We start from the raw sequence: 17264 nt of genomic DNA, 5'->3' as shown, positions 1-17264 counted from the left end.
ACTTAAAATAGCTTCTTTTCTTTCTGTTGAATAACTAGACATTTATTGTTCGATTACCACTCCCCGATCTAAAAAAATTTAAATTTTAGGGGTGACAACTATTCTGACACGGGGGGTTATGCTGCCGTTCATGTATGTAATATTATTCTAATTTTTGTAGTAGGGGTTTCAGCCATTTTGGTAGTTTATAATCCTCTAATGGTTTAACACGGGAAAGCCTGAAATTACCATTGCTAATAAGTCGTTCTGGGTAACGTTCAAAGCGTTGCTCGAAATCTCCTTTAATCACATCTCTCAGAGGATATCTTAATGTCATTTCGCTTGCAAAAAGAGCACCTTTCAGCTTAGTGGTTAATTCACCGTTATTTTGCTGTAACCATTCAGGCTTAAAATTCATCTTTGCTTGGTAAGGTAGCCCTGGGGTATAAACCGTGAAAGTTGCGACTTGCCCAGGTTGATAATCCAATGTAACGAACTTTAATTGGTCTTCATTTGAAATCTCTAATATTCCAGACCAATAACCAAACCTCTTATTTTTATGTATTGAGGCTATCGCTGTTAATTTTTCAGTTTCTTGTGCAATAAATCGCTCTGGTATTGTTTTAGCTTTGACTGTTTTAAGTCCGTAACTTGTGCTGTATATTCCTTCTGATGCTAGCCTAACGGCTTCCGTCACTAAGTAATCTTGATCTACGAACTTTGTAAGAGTAATTTTTAAGGGTAGTTTCTCATCTGCCGTGTGAGTATAAATATGGCAGTTAAACTTATCGCATTCTATATCTTTATTTGTGAACGAGACACTTTTTTGAAACTGCATACCTGATGCAATATTGTATGAAGTTAGGCTGTGCTGGTTGTTGGACATAATTTTCAATACTTTAAATTCTGCCCCTGAGCGGCTAATCCCTTCCCAAGTCCCAATTGGCACCATTTCTTTAAAGTTTTGTGAGGGACTACTCTTTGTTGTGGTTTCTAATGTACTTTTTGGTTGATAATCATTGGTTGGTTGCGTGGAGCAACCAATGACATTCATCAAAACAACAATAATAATTAATACTTTCAATAGCCTTCCTTAGTTTGCTTTCCATTAAAGCTTGAGTTTAATACGTTGTGAATAGTTTATTCAATGTATATTTTACTTATTCAAACAACAACCTATATAGGTGGGCTTTAACTAATTAAACGATTGTTCATTGTCCCCTCTATGCATTCAATAAAACTAATTTTGCCAATTACCGCAATGGTGGCATTTTTGCCAGTCAGGTTATTCGATTAATTGGTAATATTTATAGGCAAACAATGCATATTTATATCTGTGGGGAACGTCCGGTTTCGTATCAAAGTGGTCATTAGGTGAGGTGATTTTAACCGATGTATTAGGTCGGCTTTGTGGTACTAACCGCCCTTAATATCTAATTTTAAAAATTAGTAAAGTGTCTACGAAAGTGGTGTAAGATCATTGCTCAAACATTTTAGCTAACTATCATTTTCAGCTTATGTAAGCGTTATATGCCAAGGAAAATTATGCACTCTCGAAAATCTCGTAGATTAAGAAAAAAACTTTATTTGGATGAATTTGCTGTAAAGGGGGTTGAATTAGATTGTAATTTAACTTGTAAAGATGAGTCCGAATTAGCAACAATAATGGATGATTTTTTTGTTTATGTTGACACCCTAAGCTTGTGTATTGGCGGTGGTGGTGATCTGACTTCCTTTGCAGGGTTTATTTCTTCTCATGAACGTTATGGTTCAGTCACTGAATCAGACATAACAAACATCTCTAATTGGTTGAAAGACCAAAATACCGTGTCAGAGTTTAATATTGGCGAACTTGTCGATGCTAACTATGGCGTATAATCGAATCAAGCGGGTGTAGAAAAGCTCTTTTAGAAGGAGCGAAAGTTTGTGCTGCTTGTGGATATTACACTCAAGAGTGGAAAATAATACTTTAAATTCTAACATCTAATAAGAGTAGTAGGGCAGTTAAAGAAGATTTTAATTTCTTATTTTATATATTACTTAAGCATATTGGTTGTTTAATCAACTACTTATCACTTATTTAAGTTTATTTAACGTGGTATAATTGACACTATATTTACCTGCAGCCCTTTGCTATCAATACTCTCAGCTTGGTTTGTTTAAATATACAATATGGCAGACACCCACTCAAAATAAACCTCTTTATATGTTATTAATAACATATAGGTTAATCATAGCCCTACCATTACTGATTTTTTTAAACCTAGGTGTCACTTTTATTATCAAGGCGAAAAAAGAAGATGACAAGGTAGGCGATGTTTATCGCTCATCCCTGATAGAGCCTAGGATTAAAATACACTAGCTATAATTTATTGTAGTATCAATGCTTTGTTTCTTGTTTAAGTTGGGTTTAAAGATTAAAATATAATAACAGAGGAGTGAATTTTATGACTAGTAAAAATATTGTAGTACCACGGATTTCAGCGACTAAAAGAAAAGATCCTTTAACTGATTTAACGAGTCTTAATCGTATTGCTAAATTAGCTACCAAGACTGCTAGAATTAGAGCGTTTAAAAATAGAGCGTATATAACTATAGCGCAACACGGCAAAATTTATAAAGTTTATTCCGATGGAAAAAAAGAAATAGTTAAGGATAAAAATGTAGTGTCAATTCCAAGAATTGAAGATGATCTGTGCCTAGCTTAAGGTTAATTGCTGGGCCGAATGGTTCAGGTAAAACAACGTTAACAGATGAACTTCGTCAGAGATTCGAAGTCCCTCTTGGTCAATATACTAATCCAGATGAAATAGAAAAATCTTTGGTTGATATAATTGAAGATAAATTATCACGTTCAAGAATAGCTCAAAAAATATCAAAAGATCAAAGAGAAAAATGGTTAATTGATGGTATTTCACATAGTTATGAATCGGTCATGAGTCATGAGAGTCATTTAGATTTCATACGAAAAGCGAATCAAAGGGGTTTTAAAACATATTTATATTATGTTTGTATAAATGATCCGGAAATTAATTGTGATCGAGTAGATGAGAGAGTTATATCTGGTGGTCACCCTGTTCCTAAAGAAAAGATATTATCAAGATATCAACGTAGTTTAGAGCAACTCTGCGAAATGGCATTACTTTGTCGAAGAGTTTATTTTTTTGATAATACGGATAAACTAACATCTTTTGCTGAAATAAATATTAATGGTTACTTAGATATTAAAGAAAAACTTTATTACGAACTCGAACCACATTGGTTTAGGGAGCATGTTTTAATGAAGTGGGATAAAAGTAAAGTAAGAATAATTCGTTAATATATACTCTTTAATAAGACTGAACTAGCATTTTTTAGTACCTTTTAATAGTTAATTAAGTTTATCTGTTTGTTTAATCAACTATTCACCCCTGTTTTAGCGGGAATAAACTACACCATAATTCTATACACCCCTTTAGTATCAACACTATCAAGCCACTTGTTTAAATATAAAACTGACGCTACGTGCATTCTGATAAACTTCTGCTGTCAATACTGGTTAAACAAGCAGCTCAAATTTAATATTTAAAAATCATGCTTTAACGAATGATTATCAACCTTATCGAATCGAAGAGTATTTTCTGTTATAAAACTGTATTCAGATCAATGCTTACAGACAAATCTACTTATGGCTGGGTTAGCGTTTAAATATATTTGCTATATCCGACATACCATTACCAATGTCAGCTTGTTCAGTATATCTCGCCGGCATGTCAGGACTTTTCCAATCACCGGCATCTTGAATTTTTTTCATTGAAACGCCATTTTCTGCCATGGTAACGGCAGCACCAACGCGCGGACTGTGGCAAGTAATTGGTAGGTCAATGCCAGCTTTCTTGGCAATACGCTTGAGTGACTTATAAATATTTACATAAGCAATTTTTTGCATGTGAGCAAGGCGAGTAACCGTTTCGTCAAAAGGCAACATAGTTGTACCCTTAGGCGATATCCCCCGAAATAGTATGCCTTTATTAATTCGAGTAGGATCATCTTTAACTTTTTCCCGTTTACTTTTCCTATCGATATTGGCTTCGGCGATATAAGCCGTTACATAGCTAATACTGGTATTGGATATATAACGTAAAGAGCCTTTACCCGATTGGTCAGTTTTAGACGTTGGTACCAAAAGTTTATTTTGTTTGTAATCTATATGTTTTAATTGTACTGGCGCCACTTCATCTGCGCGTAATAACCCATCAAACATTATATTAATCATGGCTAAATCACGGAAGTCTAATAAAGTTTTAGGGATAACATGAGTATTTATTTCTTCTAAATCTCTTAATCTTAATGCAGGTGCTTGATTCGCTCGCGCGTAAATATCATGCGCTTTCATTTGTAATTTAATAAAATCACGCAAGTACTCTGAATTCTTTAACGGGTTAGGAAATTTTGCAATGGCCATAAACTTAGATAGGGTCGCCATACGATGACGGATAGTATTGTGAGCTAATTGAGATTCACACATTGCCAGAACATAAGCTTTAATACTTGTTTCTGTTAAATCCATATCGGGCGTTAAACCTGGCATATCATTGGCAAAACAAAAATCATAATATTGTTTTAAATCACTTTTATATGAGCGCTGGGTATTAGCCGGCAATAAATTAAATATATCAGTAAAATATTTGTTGGCGGCTTCTTGGTGTTTTGAAGGTACCACAACATTAAGATCAGCTAATGATAACTCAGTCAGTTTCATTATCCATACCTAGTATAGCAAGATGATTATCTTCATAAAAACTCAATACTTCATCAAGGCCTTCATCTAACTTGTTAAAGCCGTTGGATTTAATAATGAGATGTAATCTTTTTTTTAAGGTGCGCGATAGCTGTATGGTAGTGATGTCATTTTTAGTGCGTGATTTTTTCTTTTGGGCGCGTCTTGCTACTGTCATCTACGTAATTCTGTCATGGTTATTATACTGGGAAATTCTAATATATAAATTGTCCTATAGGACTTAATCAACGGTATACTGTATAAGTGTACAGTATACCGTTACTTTAGTCTACTTAATATCGTTTTAGCTTATTGAATAAGATAACTATAATTATCATACGCAATAGCGGTAAATAGATGATAAAAAAGACAATTACAGTTAATTAACGGATAGTTCGCCTTCATTTTATATAGCTACATCCATTTAGTTTGTTTTTTAGCCAATGGTGTTTTACTTAACTATCATTTACCGTGGTTGTTTGATGGTGACTAAAGCATATAACGATAAAATCGGGGAGAGTGAAGACTGTTTTTTGTACAAAAATAGCAGAGTAAATGGCTGAATAGAGTTTTTTAAGCAAAAACAGGCTAATACTTTAGCTGCCACCATTGCCAAAATGAGGATCTGATCAAGTCAGTTTTTTATTCTCACTGGTAAATGAACAAGGGCTTACAAAGCGGGTAATAACTATGAGGTAATGTTTTCAAAGACAAGAATTAATGCTTATTAAATCACCATTAATTGACTAATAAGTTACAAAACTTAAAAATATAGCTGAGAAGGATATTTAAGAAGATCAGTAGGGCACTTTAAACAAATTTATAAATGCCCATTTCCTAAATTTGTACGATATTTATATTATTTGTCTATTTTATCAACTGTTTAGTACGCATTTGAGTTAAGTTAAAATAGCTTAAAATTGACTGTATACCCTACATCCCTTTACTATAAGGCCTTACGGTGGCTTTGTTTAAATATCAAACTCACCGTACGTGCATGCTGATAAACATCGGCTGTCATCACTGGTAAATAATCACCTAGCGCGCTATTTTAACTGGTAATATTCGATATGTTTAGAAAGCTATAGGGTAGAGCGGTTAATCGACCTTTCTACGCTTACCACTTTCAGCACGTTTCTTATTTTCACTTTGTACATAGACAGTATCGGTGGTTGCCATGCTGGCATGACCAAGATCTTCTGAAATATCTTTAAGAGGGCGGCCACGTTCAATTTCCATACTGGCACCGGTATGCCTTAACCAATGGGCAGAAGCTTCTTTTAATTTCATCGCCCTGGTTTCACCTTCTACTCTGCGCATATTTTCATAGGCGAGATCAAAAACACTCTGTACTAAACGTCGTAAATGCCTGGAGGTCATACCGCCTTGACCACGTATTTTTTCCACAAGAACCGTATTTTCGTTTCTTATTGGTAAACCTAATAAACCACGGTAAGCGCGATAACGTTCTAAAAAATGCAAATAATCTACGGGCACGGTAATATCACGTATTTTTCGACTTTTACCAAATATTTTCAACCACCAGTTTTCATCTTCATCTTGCCAAAAATGGCCCATGGTGGGTGACCAATTGGGCCGTTCAGATAACTCTGAAATCCTTAAAAAGAGGGTTTTCAATGATGCAATTACGAATAAGTTACGTTCAAAGATGGGGTCTTCATCAGCCATTTCAACAGCAGTATCTAAAACGTATTGCCATTGGCTAGCGGTTAAACGTTTAATTTCTTTAACTTGTGAGTCAATGATAAAGTGGCGGCAATCTTTTTTAGCAATTGCTGCCGGATTACCAATACAGAAATCTTCAGCCATTAGGTAATTATAAAAAACGATAAGTGCGGTAAACATCGATGAAAGTGTTTGTTGTGATGGTCGGTATTTTTTCTTATCAATGACATATTGAGATTTTTGACTTTTAGGTGCTTGCATCTTAAATGGAAACCAAAGTTCATTAGCCGTTGAATAACCATTGGATAGTTTGAAACGTTCTTGATTTGATGTGCCAATCCAAGTAACTGGTGGCTGCCAACAAAAGTCAGCATATTCAAGCAAGTCAGTTTTACGTAATTGGTCAATTGGTTTTTTCTTTTCAATAAACGACCATAAAATAAAACGTTCTACGTCATTTCTAAATCTGTCATAGGTATGGTTAGATTTATTTCTACCGATATAAGTAAGGAATATTTTACCCCAGTTAAATTGCTCAAGCCACCAAGGCTCATTTGCAGAAAATATTTTATCTAGCTGTGGATAATCTTCAAGATCGAAATCACACAAATCAAGGTATGGTGGATATAAAGGTACCGGTTTAGAAAAGGTGCTGGTCGAGGTTTTAGTTAATGACATTTATTTGAATACCAAAATTTTAATTCTAACGAGGGAAACATAGGTTAAAGCCAGTTTAAACCACTATACCCACTATGTCCAATACTGAAGAGTATCGGACATAGTGGGTATCTATATCTGTGCTCTGCTGCTATTTACTTTATTACATGCTTTGTTCTAGCCTTGGTATTCTAGGCTTACTACTGAATTGCTCCAGCTATGACTTTAGTTATGTTTGTTAATATAGTTACTAATTTTATTACTGTTCGTTTTAGATATCTTCATTATTGTTTACTGTTTTCACTTTCAACAATATGTTTTACATCTCTCACTTTACAACTAATACTTTCAACCAGCACTTTTAATATAAAATTATAAATCAACTTATGTCTGACACTCTGTTTTTATCAGCTATTGAAAATGTTAAGTCATGACCATTGCCATTTTAATAACCGTGCAGATGGCTGAAATTATTTTTAGTTAAGGTAGCCTAACTGATTTTAGCTAGCTTCAGCTTTGTTTATTTTACTGAATGTTATTTGTCATTTATTTTTAATAAAGCTAACTCAAGTTTATGTTTGAGCATGTGCTCTTGCTTAAGCGTCTTTTTATGATGCTGTAGTATGTCAAAGCTATATTGCCATGGCTGTTTTTCTTCATTAGTCTTTTCTTGCTTTAGTAAAAAATCAATGGCAGATTTTTGTTTATACCATTCTTGTTCACTACCTAGTAATGCCATAGCAACTTCATGGGTATTTTTAAGGGTTAACCAAAAATCAGCCTGGCTAGTGAGCGCAATTTCGATGCCTTTAGGATCGAGATCACTAAAACAGATTAGTGGAATTTTCCCCTTAAAGCGTCGAAAAAATTGATAACTGGTATTGGTAGTTTGTTGCGGCTTAACATCTCCACGATAAAGCCAAAGTGCTTTAGTTAAATCAATCGGTAAATCAATCGGCAAATCAATTTCATCACATAGTGCTGTTAAATTTATCAGCTTGAGATTCGCCATCACGGCAAGGTTCTCAACTAAAACAATGACACTATGTTCAACCGATTGAATTTCATCTGCCTTTATATAGTTACCTAATGAAGTAAACGGCGATGATTTATAAATTGTTTTATTAATTTTCAGCTCAGATAAGCTATTAATCAAGATGAAATCTTTGCTAACCGCATAGCTGTTTTCTTTTTCACTTCGATTAACACCCGCATTAGTTACTCTGCTGGTTTTATTAGGATATGAATCATTTCTAATCTCAACACCAAGCGTTCTTTGTATTTCTTTGCTTAGTGCCAAAATATCAGTCAGGTTAAACGTTAAGTGTTTTTTACTCAAATCAAATTGGCCAAAATGATAATCTTTATGCAACCTTATTGCTAAGGCGCTATTTTTTATCTGACCGCCCTGCCTATTTTTTTGCAGTTTATCTTGAGTGAAATTATAAAGTTGTTTGTTCATAATACTGTTTTATATATTATACCTATGACTTTATGTTTAGTTAGGCACTAGCTTTGATTTCAGGTTTAAGTTCGATAACGACATCACTATAACTATAGTTATGGGTAGTGCCGGTAACTACAATACCTTTCATTTTGATATTAAGGGCATTTTGCTGTGCGTTGGTTAATTTGCAGTAGCAACTAAACACTAATTCTATCCATTCTTTTGGCGCGATAACGTGTGATTTTTCCAGCCAAATATTTTGGAATTCTTGATAAAAACCTAAAGCGGAAACCGCACAGTTATTGATGATCACCCGTTCAAACAACAGTTCTGTTTGATCTTCAAAAAAATCTTCTTCGGCGGCAATTTTTTCAATTGGCTCGAAACTGACCTCGCTGGTTGTTCTTACTTTAATGGGGCTAACGACGGCTTGTTTACGTAATGACTGTACCAACTCAAGTAAGGCTTGTTCAATGTCGGTTTGCTTGGTATCGACATAGCTGCGCAGTGGCATTGGTGGCGAATATTTCAGCTGTTCAGGTAAATTTGGTAGCTCAAATAACTGCTCATCAAGGTCAAATTCAGGATGTTTCCGTAAAAAACGCGCCATATTTCGTAATTGGCTGGCCTGTTTTTCATCTCGACGTAAGCGAAACAAACTAATACGCATGTTATCAATAATCAAACGTAGTTTGGGCAAAATTTGGTTATACCAGTAAACAAAGTTAGAAATTTTACGGGCAAACTCATTAGGACAGAGCCAATCTAGCCACTCGTAACAATCTTGCGGATCAATTTGCTGCAACTCATTCAGTAGCTTTTGCGCATGGGATAAGTAACGTTCATTTTGGCGTATCTTGTTAGACAAGCTACTAACAAAACCAAATTGACTAACAATAGCAAAGTGCATATTCTCTAAGTTGTTGTTTAAACTGTCTTTAGTTTCATAAAGTAAATCATCGAGTTGATCTAAATAATACTCGGCATCTTCTTGCTCTTTGGCTATGGTCGCCAGTTGATAATCTTTTACTACTTCTTCAATCGCTTCAATGACTTTACCCATGTCGGTAAGTTGTCGATAGCTGGTTTGCTTACGCATTAATCGGTTTAACATGCGTTTTAGATCGGTAGTTACTCGATACTCACCTGGAGAATCATCAGGTCTGATCAAACCAGATTTATGCAACAAATTCAAGGTATTGACATCTTGTTCATCACTCGCTATCGAGCCATAAACATAGGCATTGGCGAGTAAGTCATTGTAGGCACCAATTTGTCTTAGTAACGTTGCGACTTGCGAAGAATCAAAACCAGCCATTAGAAAAGCAGCTCGTCTTGTTGGCTTTTTTCTTGCTCGGGTAAAGTGACCAGCTCGGCATCATTCAAAAACTCTATCAGTAAGTAAATTAGGTCAAAACGCGCCGTAGCATAATATCTACTGCTACCGGCATTTTTACGGACAAAATAATGCATTTCTTCCAGCTTTTGAAATACCATCACCAGTTGCTCACGCGTTTCAGTTTTATTTGTTTTGAAAGGCTTGATGGTGGTTAAGCGCCGTAATTGCTCACTCAAGGTTTGATCATGTTCAAAGGGTTCGAATAATTCATTGATATTCAACACCGATTTAGCGCGTATAGGTAAATCTGCTTGTGTTGCCGTTAGCAGTAAATCTAAAAACTCTACCAGTGGTCTAAAAGTGCTACGCATATCACTAAATAAAACACTGAGCTCAGCATGGTTACTGTCATCAACCTGATTAAAGGTACAGTAATAGGCATCGGCGCTTTCAAGGTAGGTCAATTTTCTATCTAAATTGGCTAAAAAATCATTCACTTTATCGCTATGACTTTCTGCTTTTAAATACAAATATTCGGCTTCATAAGCCGTTTGACAAATAACAGTGCCACAAAGCAGCTTTTGAATACTTTCTTTAAACATTATTTACCACCTCGGCTTTCTTTTTCTCTGTACTGGCCTCTGCTGTGACTTCAGTACTTTCGTCAGCTGTTATTGCTGTATTATCCTCAGCTATTACCTTGGTACTTTCATCAGTAATATCCGGTACTTTATTACGTTGTGCCAGTAATTCATCCAATCGAGATTGCGGGATTTCGGCATGATAAATCTTATTATCTTTTAATTTATAATGGCGGTTATACAAGGATAAAATATGACGGTCAGTTGAGGGTGATGCTGATAACATACTGATATTATTGTCGTTAAACATTTGTAATAACAGATCGATATTTTCTGCAGCCAGTTCACCTAGTTCATCAACCGGTAAAATTATTTGGCTGGCATGTTTACTATCACCACGTAACATGCCTAAAAGACCGGCAAATAATGACAACATGGCTAAATAAGATAAACCGGTTGAACTGACTTTTTTCAGCTGCTTGGCATTACGGGCGTATTTTATTTGGCCTTTTTCTACAATGGTAAATTCTAAATCAAACAAATTATTGTGTACTAAGACAAAGCCTTCACTGGGCAAATAATTAGCCAATTTTTGCATAGCGAAAACCAAATCATCGGGTACCTCACCAATACCATCACGTAATTGATCTTTATGTAGTTCAAACACTTCGGCAAAACTTTTCAAAGGTCCCCAGTACTCTAGCTCTTCTTGCTTCATTACCGTAGTCACATTGATGTCGGCTAAGGCTTCAAAGTGTGCCAAAGCGGTAACCTTAGCGGATAAAAGTTTACCTATGCGCTTTATATTCCGACCAAAATTTTCGATGTGCTGATAAAATTCGTTGATCATGGTGGCGTTAACGGTAACCAGTTGATACGTACTTTGCTGCTTTTGCTCGGCACTATTTAATAACGCGCTAATGGGCTCACGATATTTAAACAGTGCTTGAGCGCCAGAGTAGTTATCGTTTTCAACTAATAGATTTTGCCAATTATCATAAAGCTCACTGCCAGAGTGATCTTTTCTAAAACGCTCACTAAAGGTATTCAGCTGACTAGCCAAGCGTTTCTCAATGGTTTTAAATTGTTGGTAAAAGTCATGACAAAAGCTAACGGTTAAATCGGCTTGGTTGGCCGGCTCTTGCTCAGCAAGTTTACTGTCAATGGCAGACATTTCACACAAACGCTTATTATCATTCAGTTGTATTAATAAATCATCGGTGGCCTGTTTTTCTAGATTGGTTTTTTTAATTAGCTGTCTTAATTCACTAATTTTAGTTGTCAGTTCAATGCTAATATCTTCATGATTTGACTCTAGATTACGCTTGGTGATTTTTCTGTTCTGGTTTTCTTCAACCAAAGCATCACGGTGACAATAACGTTCATTAAGAAAACTTTGATAGTCACGCGCCTTTTGGGCGAACAGCGAACATTGCTGTAAGTCTTGCTCTAGCGTCACGCGCTTAGCAATACGTTTGTCTACTTCCCCTTCGGGGTCAAGGTGTTTAATATCACTGGCTTGTTGTTTTTTAAGCTCGGTAGAGCGCTGCTTGGCATTAGTTTTTAAGGTGATAAGTTGCTCGGCTAACAGTGTTAACTGATTGTCTCTATCACTTTCAACCACCATGCATTTTTCTAATTTATCATTGGTTAAATCATGCAACTGCTCGGTTTTATCTTCTTCAAAGCTGTGTTGCTTTTTATCCAGCATTTTTATTTGCTGATTGAAACTTTGTAATTGTGTCTCGATGCTTTGACGGTGTGCCTTAATGGCCAACTGTTTTTTAATCACTAGGCTTTCTTGCTGCGTTTGCAATTGTCCTAAGGTTAATTTTTGTTGGTTTAAGTTCTGTGTCTGTTCCGTCACATTGACTTTAAGCTGATTAAGCGCTTTGACTAAGCCTTTTAAATGCTCATCAAGCTGGCTAATTTTATCAGTTTGGTTTTGTAACTTAGTTTCGATAACTTGACGTTTTTCACGCAGTTGCGCTTCATCTAAAAATAATGAATCGTCACAAGGCAGTTGTTGTAAATCTATGGATAAGCCATAAAGACTGGCTGTGGCACTATCGCTTGCTAGCCACTGTGGATTTAAATCAGACCGTGATAATTGCTCGCTAGTAAGTAAGCGGCCAATATCATTTTGCCAATTACCCGCTTGTGGCTCGTTAATAAGGTAATGATGTAAAGAGCCTGCTTGTGGCAGCAGTTGTAATTCTACTTGCTGATAATCTTGACGTAACTGTTCCAGATAGCGATTAGCGTCACTACGTTGCGCTAATTGTTGGTCTTGTTGTTTCTCTAATTGATATTGCTGCTTTTGCAACTCTGACTCTTGCTGCAGTAGTTGATTATAACTTTGCTGAGCGAGAGTTAACGCTTGCATGTTATCGTCAATATCGCGAGTTAATTGCTGCGGTATTATTGGCTGGGTTAACTGTTGGTTAGCATGGTCTAATTGATGTTGGATTTGTTGCCGATCTTTTTGCAGCTTAAGCTCTTCTTTATGTAGTTGAGCATTAAGAGCGTACTCTTGTTGATGAAAAACATCATTTATATGGGTTAACTGCTCATTGGTCGTGGCAGTAATAAGCGCCGATTTTTCGTTATTACTACTGACTGCTTTAAGTTTTTCAACTTCAATTTTTTGAATCAGCTTATCAAATTTTTGCCCTATTTTAGTGATATTGCCTTCAAAGGCATCAATAACGGCAATCACTTCATTTAATTCTTGCTGAATGTGTGGCGCTTGCTCGGCCTTAATTTGATAACTACTGGCATCATCATCTTCATAGTTAAGTTTGTCTGCATCAAGTAAGTCTATTTTACTTAAATCGGCATCAATCTTAGCGTTTAAATCAAATAAGGCTTTTTGATAGTGCTCTGTGGCATTGGCTAACTCGGTATCGAGTGTATTGCGTGTTACGATACTGGTTTTTTTAAGCTCGTCTCTATCTTGCTGCTTTATTTCAAGGCGCTGTTGATGCGCGATCACTTCAGCATGTAGATGTTGTAACTTATTTAATAAACTGGCAAAGGCACTAAAATCGTTTTGCCAAACAGAGATTTTATCAGCAACTTTTTTAATGGCGCGACTGGCCTGAATATCAGCCAACCAGCCAGTAATATCGGCTTTATTTAAACTTAGCTGCTCTTTTTCTTCGTTGGTATCACGGGCAAGATGATCACTGGCAATAGCCACTAACATACGTTTAACCGCTTCAAAATCTAGATTTTTTTCTATGGTGCCGTTAATCACTTTATCAATATGTGGGCAGGGTTGTTCACTAAAAGAAAAGCGATTTTGCAGTAGTCTTATTTCTTTGTGTTGACGACCGCTGCGCAAATTTTGAATCACTTGACGGTATTTATCTATGCCGAGGAATTTTGAACTTTCTGCATTGATACTACGGTAGTTTTTTTCTATTTCACTGATGGTAAAAGGCTTGGCTTTGCTGCCTTGGTTATTGGCGATAAAGTGTTGTGCGTCGTAAGGGGCATCAATAAATTTAAATTGCACACCTCTACCATCACTGGTCGCTAACACCTGGCATATTTGTCCATAGGGTCGGCAGTATTCGTACACTAAAATGCTGGATTCACGAGGTAAGTAAAAATCGGCAAAGTTTTTCGCCTGATCTACCTTGCTAACAATATCACTGGGTCGCATGCCATAAAAAAGTGGCAACAGTCGCATTAATGACGTTTTGCCTGCGCCGTTGGTGCCTTCAAGTTGTGTGTGACCCGTTAAATCAAGTTCGTTGACTTGACCCTGCCAAAAACTATCGATAATAATAATGCGGAGCAGCGAATAGCCGTGTTCTGCCATAGTGTGACCTTAAGGGAAAATTAATGAAGAGGTTGTAATTTCAATACTAGCGCTGGGTCAATTTTCACACCGAACCAGTTAATGCGCCAGTCTAAATGGGGGCCGGTTGCTCTGCCGCTTTTACCTACTGCGGCGACTACCTGCCCTTGTTTAACTTTATCACCTTGTTTTACATAAGAATGACTTAAATGTAAAAAGGTAGAGCTGACGCCTTGACCATGATCAATAATCATGGTGCCACCAGAGTAAAACATATCAGGTACCCAAAGTAATACCGTACCCGAAGCTGGAGCTTTGACCGGATCGCCGGTTTTACCGGCGTAATCTAAACCAAAATGTGGATTTTTAGGCACGCCGTTATAAACACGTTGGCTGCCATAAACACCGGTAATGCGGCCTTTTATTGGCGCAATAAAGCCTTGAGCAAAATAATTAAGTGTACTGGCAACTTTTCGGGCAGCTTTTACCTGTTTGCTATCTTGTTGCGCTCGGGCAACCGACTTAGGATTTGGCTGCATGATGCTTTTCTTAATGCCTTCAATACGCTGAATATTATAACTGCGTATTGAAGGAGTTAGGGTTTTTGTTGCCCGATCACCATTAATTGAGGTAATGACTAATTGATAACTTTTCTTGTCATCACGGGAAAAACCAAAGGTGTAATCCCCCTGACTAGAAACTGTGATTACCTTGCCATTTAAGCTGACGGTATTGTCCGGCTGTGTTTTACCGACAATTAAACCACCTTGCTTAATTTCACCGCTTAACACTATCTTTGGGCTGGTGATATTAACCGCGCTAACAGAAAAGCTAGCGGCAAGTGCAAAAGCAACGAAGCTTTTGCTTAAGGTATTAGGTAATGTTTTAGCTAAGTCATGAGTTAAAGGGCTAACCATGAACAATTGCCCCTTTAGCGACACCTTCATAAGCAACAACTTGCACTGTCTTATTGGCGAGCTCTGCATGTTCAGCTTTTATTTGTCTTAAAATAAAATCGGCTAATAACTCTACCGTAGAATCACAATCAACCACATCAAGTACCTTGCTATCAACGGCGATATCAAATCGACCTTGTGGTGCATGGTAACTAAAATATTGATGATCGGGTGTTAAATTGTTCATTGCGTGAGCAGATAACTCGATATCATCGCGTGAAATTCTATCGGCTTCACTGGCAATATAGATGTCTTGCCAACGCTGACACCAAGCGGCTTCTAACTTAGCATCTCTTTTATCATCAACATAAACTTTAATTTTTGAGCGGTGACCATGGGCAATACGCTGACAATTGCCATCGTGTAACTTCAAACCATGAGTGTAATGATAATAATCGCTCGAAATAACTTCCGGGCGCAATACTAAGGACAAACCTTGCACATTATCGGGCAAGTGCGCCAAAATAATAGCCGTTAAATGTGTCGTCACCGCGGCTACTGTAATGCTTAAACAGTCTATAGTCGCAAAAGCACAGGCAGGAGATTGTAAGTAGTAATTTGCTACATCGCTATTAAAGTCAATGGTTTGATGACCTTGGTTATGTGGTGAGTCTGCCAAGGTTATTGCTTGCTCTTGCGCAGGTAATAACAGTTTATGGTCAACGGCATCATCAATAATGGCCTTGATTTGCTTTTTCACAATAGCAAAATCCAATACCATACTTTGCTCGTTTAACGAGCCATCGAGTAATACGTCAACAATCCAGCTCTCACCGACAATACCGCGCTGTTTACACAGGTATGAAAAATCAATAACGGTAAGATTATCTACAAATAATTGCATTTTTTTCCTTAATTTACTTAGGGCTCTCTACTTTTTATTCGGGCTTAACTCGTTCAGCCAGCGTTATCTACTTTAAACATCGTTAGATAAAGCTGCGTTTAGCTTAAGTTAGTCTGCTACTGTCCACAAAATTTCTTCATTGGCACGCACTGGTACCACAACATCGCCGCCAAAAGTCATGGTTGCTGGTACTTGCCAGGCCTTTTTAACTAGGGTGATGGTGTCGGTATTTACTGGTAATTGGTAAAAATTGGCGCCGTTAATACTGGCAAAGGCTTCTAATTTATCTAAAGCATTTTCTTGTTCAAACACTTCCGCATACAGCTCTATGGCAGCAAAAGAGGAATACACACCAGCACAACCACATGCTGACTCTTTAGCATGTTGTGCATGTGGTGCTGAATCGGTGCCTAAGAAGAACTTTGTACTGCCACTTGTTGCGGCAGCCCTTAACGCTTGTTGATGAGTATTGCGTTTTAAAATAGGTAAACAGTAATAATGTGGTTTGATACCACCCACTAACATGTCGTTACGGTTATAGAGTAAATGATGCGCAGTAATAGTAGCGGCAACATTATCACCAGCTGCACTAACAAAATCTACGGCATTTTTAGTGGTGATATGTTCTAACACTATTTTAAGGTTAGGATAGTTAGCTACCAAGGGCTGTAAAATGGTATCAATGAATACTTGCTCTCTATCGAAAATATCGATATCAGCGGTTGTTACTTCACCGTGTACTAATAGTGGCATATCAACTGCTTGCATGGCGGCAAAAACGTCCGTTAAATTGGCAACATCCGTTACACCCGATGAAGAATTGGTTGTTGCGCCAGCAGGATATAATTTTGCCGCATACACCACACCAGATTCTTTCGCATCAATAATATCTTGAGCCGTGGTTTTATCGGTTAAATATAAAGTCATTAGTGGTTTAAAGTGGCTATTTTTCACCTCTGCCAAAATGCGTTTGTGATAACTTTTTGCTAACGCTGCCGTGGTTATTGGTGGTACTAAATTTGGCATGACTATGGCGCGGCCAATATAACGACTAATGTCGGCAACGGTATTTTTTAAGACTTCGCCGTCACGTAAATGTACGTGCCAATCATCAGGGCGAGCGATGGTTAAGGTGTTATTTGAGTGATTAGTTGCGCTATTGCGTTCATTTGTCATGTTCATTTCCAATTTCTTGATGATTACAGTCA

14 protein-coding genes are annotated in these 17264 nt (G+C 37.0%); 3 read left to right on the top strand and 11 right to left on the bottom strand.

What is annotated here, in order from left to right; all coding sequences use genetic code 11:
* Window positions 1-142: 142 nt before the first annotated feature.
* The gene (locus MTCD1_RS10330) at window positions 143-1063 is read right to left on the bottom strand and encodes a hypothetical protein (RefSeq protein ID WP_057180962.1); all 921 of its coding nucleotides are present in this window, start codon (window positions 1061-1063) and stop codon (window positions 143-145) included.
* A gap of 461 nt (window positions 1064-1524) precedes the next feature.
* On the opposite strand from MTCD1_RS10330, the gene MTCD1_RS10325 reads away from it, so the two are divergent.
* From MTCD1_RS10325 to MTCD1_RS10315, 3 genes are all read left to right on the top strand, one after another.
* Window positions 1525-1857 carry a YggL 50S ribosome-binding family protein gene (locus MTCD1_RS10325; RefSeq protein ID WP_057180963.1) on the top strand — a complete coding sequence of 111 codons (333 nt, stop codon included), beginning with the start codon at window positions 1525-1527 and terminating at the stop codon, window positions 1855-1857.
* A 569-nt stretch (window positions 1858-2426) separates the two neighbouring features.
* Entirely contained in the window at window positions 2427-2687 is a 261-nt protein-coding gene (locus tag MTCD1_RS10320; RefSeq protein WP_057180964.1) for a hypothetical protein, read from the top strand.
* Complete coding sequence (locus MTCD1_RS10315) at window positions 2675-3298, top strand: ATPase (protein ID WP_057180965.1); 624 nt, start codon at window positions 2675-2677, stop codon at window positions 3296-3298. The genes MTCD1_RS10320 and MTCD1_RS10315 overlap by 13 nt, the downstream gene beginning before the upstream one ends.
* A 357-nt stretch (window positions 3299-3655) precedes the next feature.
* On the opposite strand, the gene MTCD1_RS10310 is transcribed toward MTCD1_RS10315, so the two are convergent.
* The 10 genes from MTCD1_RS10310 to pyrC all read right to left on the bottom strand — a co-directional run bounded on the left by MTCD1_RS10310 (window position 3656) and on the right by pyrC (window position 17232).
* A complete protein-coding gene (locus MTCD1_RS10310) occupies window positions 3656-4720 on the bottom strand; it encodes a tyrosine-type recombinase/integrase (RefSeq protein WP_057180966.1) in 1065 nt (354 codons plus the stop codon).
* Window positions 4707-4916 carry a hypothetical protein gene (locus tag MTCD1_RS10305; protein ID WP_057180967.1) on the bottom strand — a complete coding sequence of 70 codons (210 nt, stop codon included), beginning with the start codon at window positions 4914-4916 and terminating at the stop codon, window positions 4707-4709. Before MTCD1_RS10305 ends, MTCD1_RS10310 begins: the two co-directional genes overlap by 14 nt.
* A 920-nt stretch (window positions 4917-5836) precedes the next feature.
* Entirely contained in the window at window positions 5837-7102 is a 1266-nt protein-coding gene (locus tag MTCD1_RS10300) for a tyrosine-type recombinase/integrase (protein WP_057180968.1), read from the bottom strand.
* A gap of 514 nt (window positions 7103-7616) precedes the next feature.
* A complete protein-coding gene (locus tag MTCD1_RS10295) occupies window positions 7617-8543 on the bottom strand; it encodes a DUF7281 domain-containing protein (RefSeq protein WP_057180969.1) in 927 nt (308 codons plus the stop codon).
* Window positions 8544-8583: 40 nt separating this feature from the next.
* Window positions 8584-9846 (bottom strand): hypothetical protein, encoded by a 1263-nt coding sequence (locus MTCD1_RS10290; protein WP_057180970.1) that lies wholly within the window; start codon window positions 9844-9846, stop codon window positions 8584-8586.
* Window positions 9846-10469, bottom strand: a complete 624-nt coding sequence (locus tag MTCD1_RS10285; protein WP_057180971.1) for a hypothetical protein — start codon at window positions 10467-10469, stop codon at window positions 9846-9848. The genes MTCD1_RS10290 and MTCD1_RS10285 overlap by 1 nt, the downstream gene beginning before the upstream one ends.
* Complete coding sequence (locus MTCD1_RS10280) at window positions 10462-14277, bottom strand: ATP-binding protein (RefSeq protein ID WP_057180972.1); 3816 nt, start codon at window positions 14275-14277, stop codon at window positions 10462-10464. Before MTCD1_RS10280 ends, MTCD1_RS10285 begins: the two co-directional genes overlap by 8 nt.
* Before the next feature lie 20 nt (window positions 14278-14297).
* Entirely contained in the window at window positions 14298-15173 is an 876-nt protein-coding gene (locus MTCD1_RS10275) for a M23 family metallopeptidase (protein ID WP_057180973.1), read from the bottom strand.
* Window positions 15166-16056: a 6-carboxytetrahydropterin synthase gene (locus MTCD1_RS10270; protein WP_057180974.1), complete on the bottom strand. Its 891-nt coding sequence runs from the start codon at window positions 16054-16056 to the stop codon at window positions 15166-15168. Before MTCD1_RS10270 ends, MTCD1_RS10275 begins: the two co-directional genes overlap by 8 nt.
* Before the next feature lie 108 nt (window positions 16057-16164).
* Window positions 16165-17232: a dihydroorotase gene (gene pyrC / locus MTCD1_RS10265; RefSeq protein WP_057180975.1), complete on the bottom strand. Its 1068-nt coding sequence runs from the start codon at window positions 17230-17232 to the stop codon at window positions 16165-16167.
* Window positions 17233-17264: the final 32 nt, after the last annotated feature.

Origin of the sequence: Colwellia marinimaniae, from assembly GCF_002207865.1 — a bacterium.
Classification (GTDB): Bacteria; Pseudomonadota; Gammaproteobacteria; order Enterobacterales; family Alteromonadaceae; genus Colwellia; species Colwellia marinimaniae.
The sequence above is the reverse complement of the archived record's forward strand: the minus strand, read 5'-3'. Positions and strand labels throughout refer to the sequence as shown.

Coding starts and splice junctions, on each gene's coding strand:
- MTCD1_RS10325 (WP_057180963.1), top strand. CDS start 1,525: ATGCACTCTCGAAAATCTCGTAGATTAAGAAAAAAACTTTATTTGGAT.
- MTCD1_RS10320 (WP_057180964.1), top strand. CDS start 2,427: ATGACTAGTAAAAATATTGTAGTACCACGGATTTCAGCGACTAAAAGA.
- MTCD1_RS10310 (WP_057180966.1), bottom strand. CDS start 4,720: ATGAAACTGACTGAGTTATCATTAGCTGATCTTAATGTTGTGGTACCT.
- MTCD1_RS10305 (WP_057180967.1), bottom strand. CDS start 4,916: ATGACAGTAGCAAGACGCGCCCAAAAGAAAAAATCACGCACTAAAAAT.
- MTCD1_RS10300 (WP_057180968.1), bottom strand. CDS start 7,102: ATGTCATTAACTAAAACCTCGACCAGCACCTTTTCTAAACCGGTACCT.
- MTCD1_RS10295 (WP_057180969.1), bottom strand. CDS start 8,543: ATGAACAAACAACTTTATAATTTCACTCAAGATAAACTGCAAAAAAAT.
- MTCD1_RS10290 (WP_057180970.1), bottom strand. CDS start 9,846: ATGGCTGGTTTTGATTCTTCGCAAGTCGCAACGTTACTAAGACAAATT.
- MTCD1_RS10285 (WP_057180971.1), bottom strand. CDS start 10,469: ATGTTTAAAGAAAGTATTCAAAAGCTGCTTTGTGGCACTGTTATTTGT.
- MTCD1_RS10280 (WP_057180972.1), bottom strand. CDS start 14,277: ATGGCAGAACACGGCTATTCGCTGCTCCGCATTATTATTATCGATAGT.
- MTCD1_RS10275 (WP_057180973.1), bottom strand. CDS start 15,173: ATGGTTAGCCCTTTAACTCATGACTTAGCTAAAACATTACCTAATACC.
- MTCD1_RS10270 (WP_057180974.1), bottom strand. CDS start 16,056: ATGCAATTATTTGTAGATAATCTTACCGTTATTGATTTTTCATACCTG.
- pyrC (WP_057180975.1), bottom strand. CDS start 17,232: ATGACAAATGAACGCAATAGCGCAACTAATCACTCAAATAACACCTTA.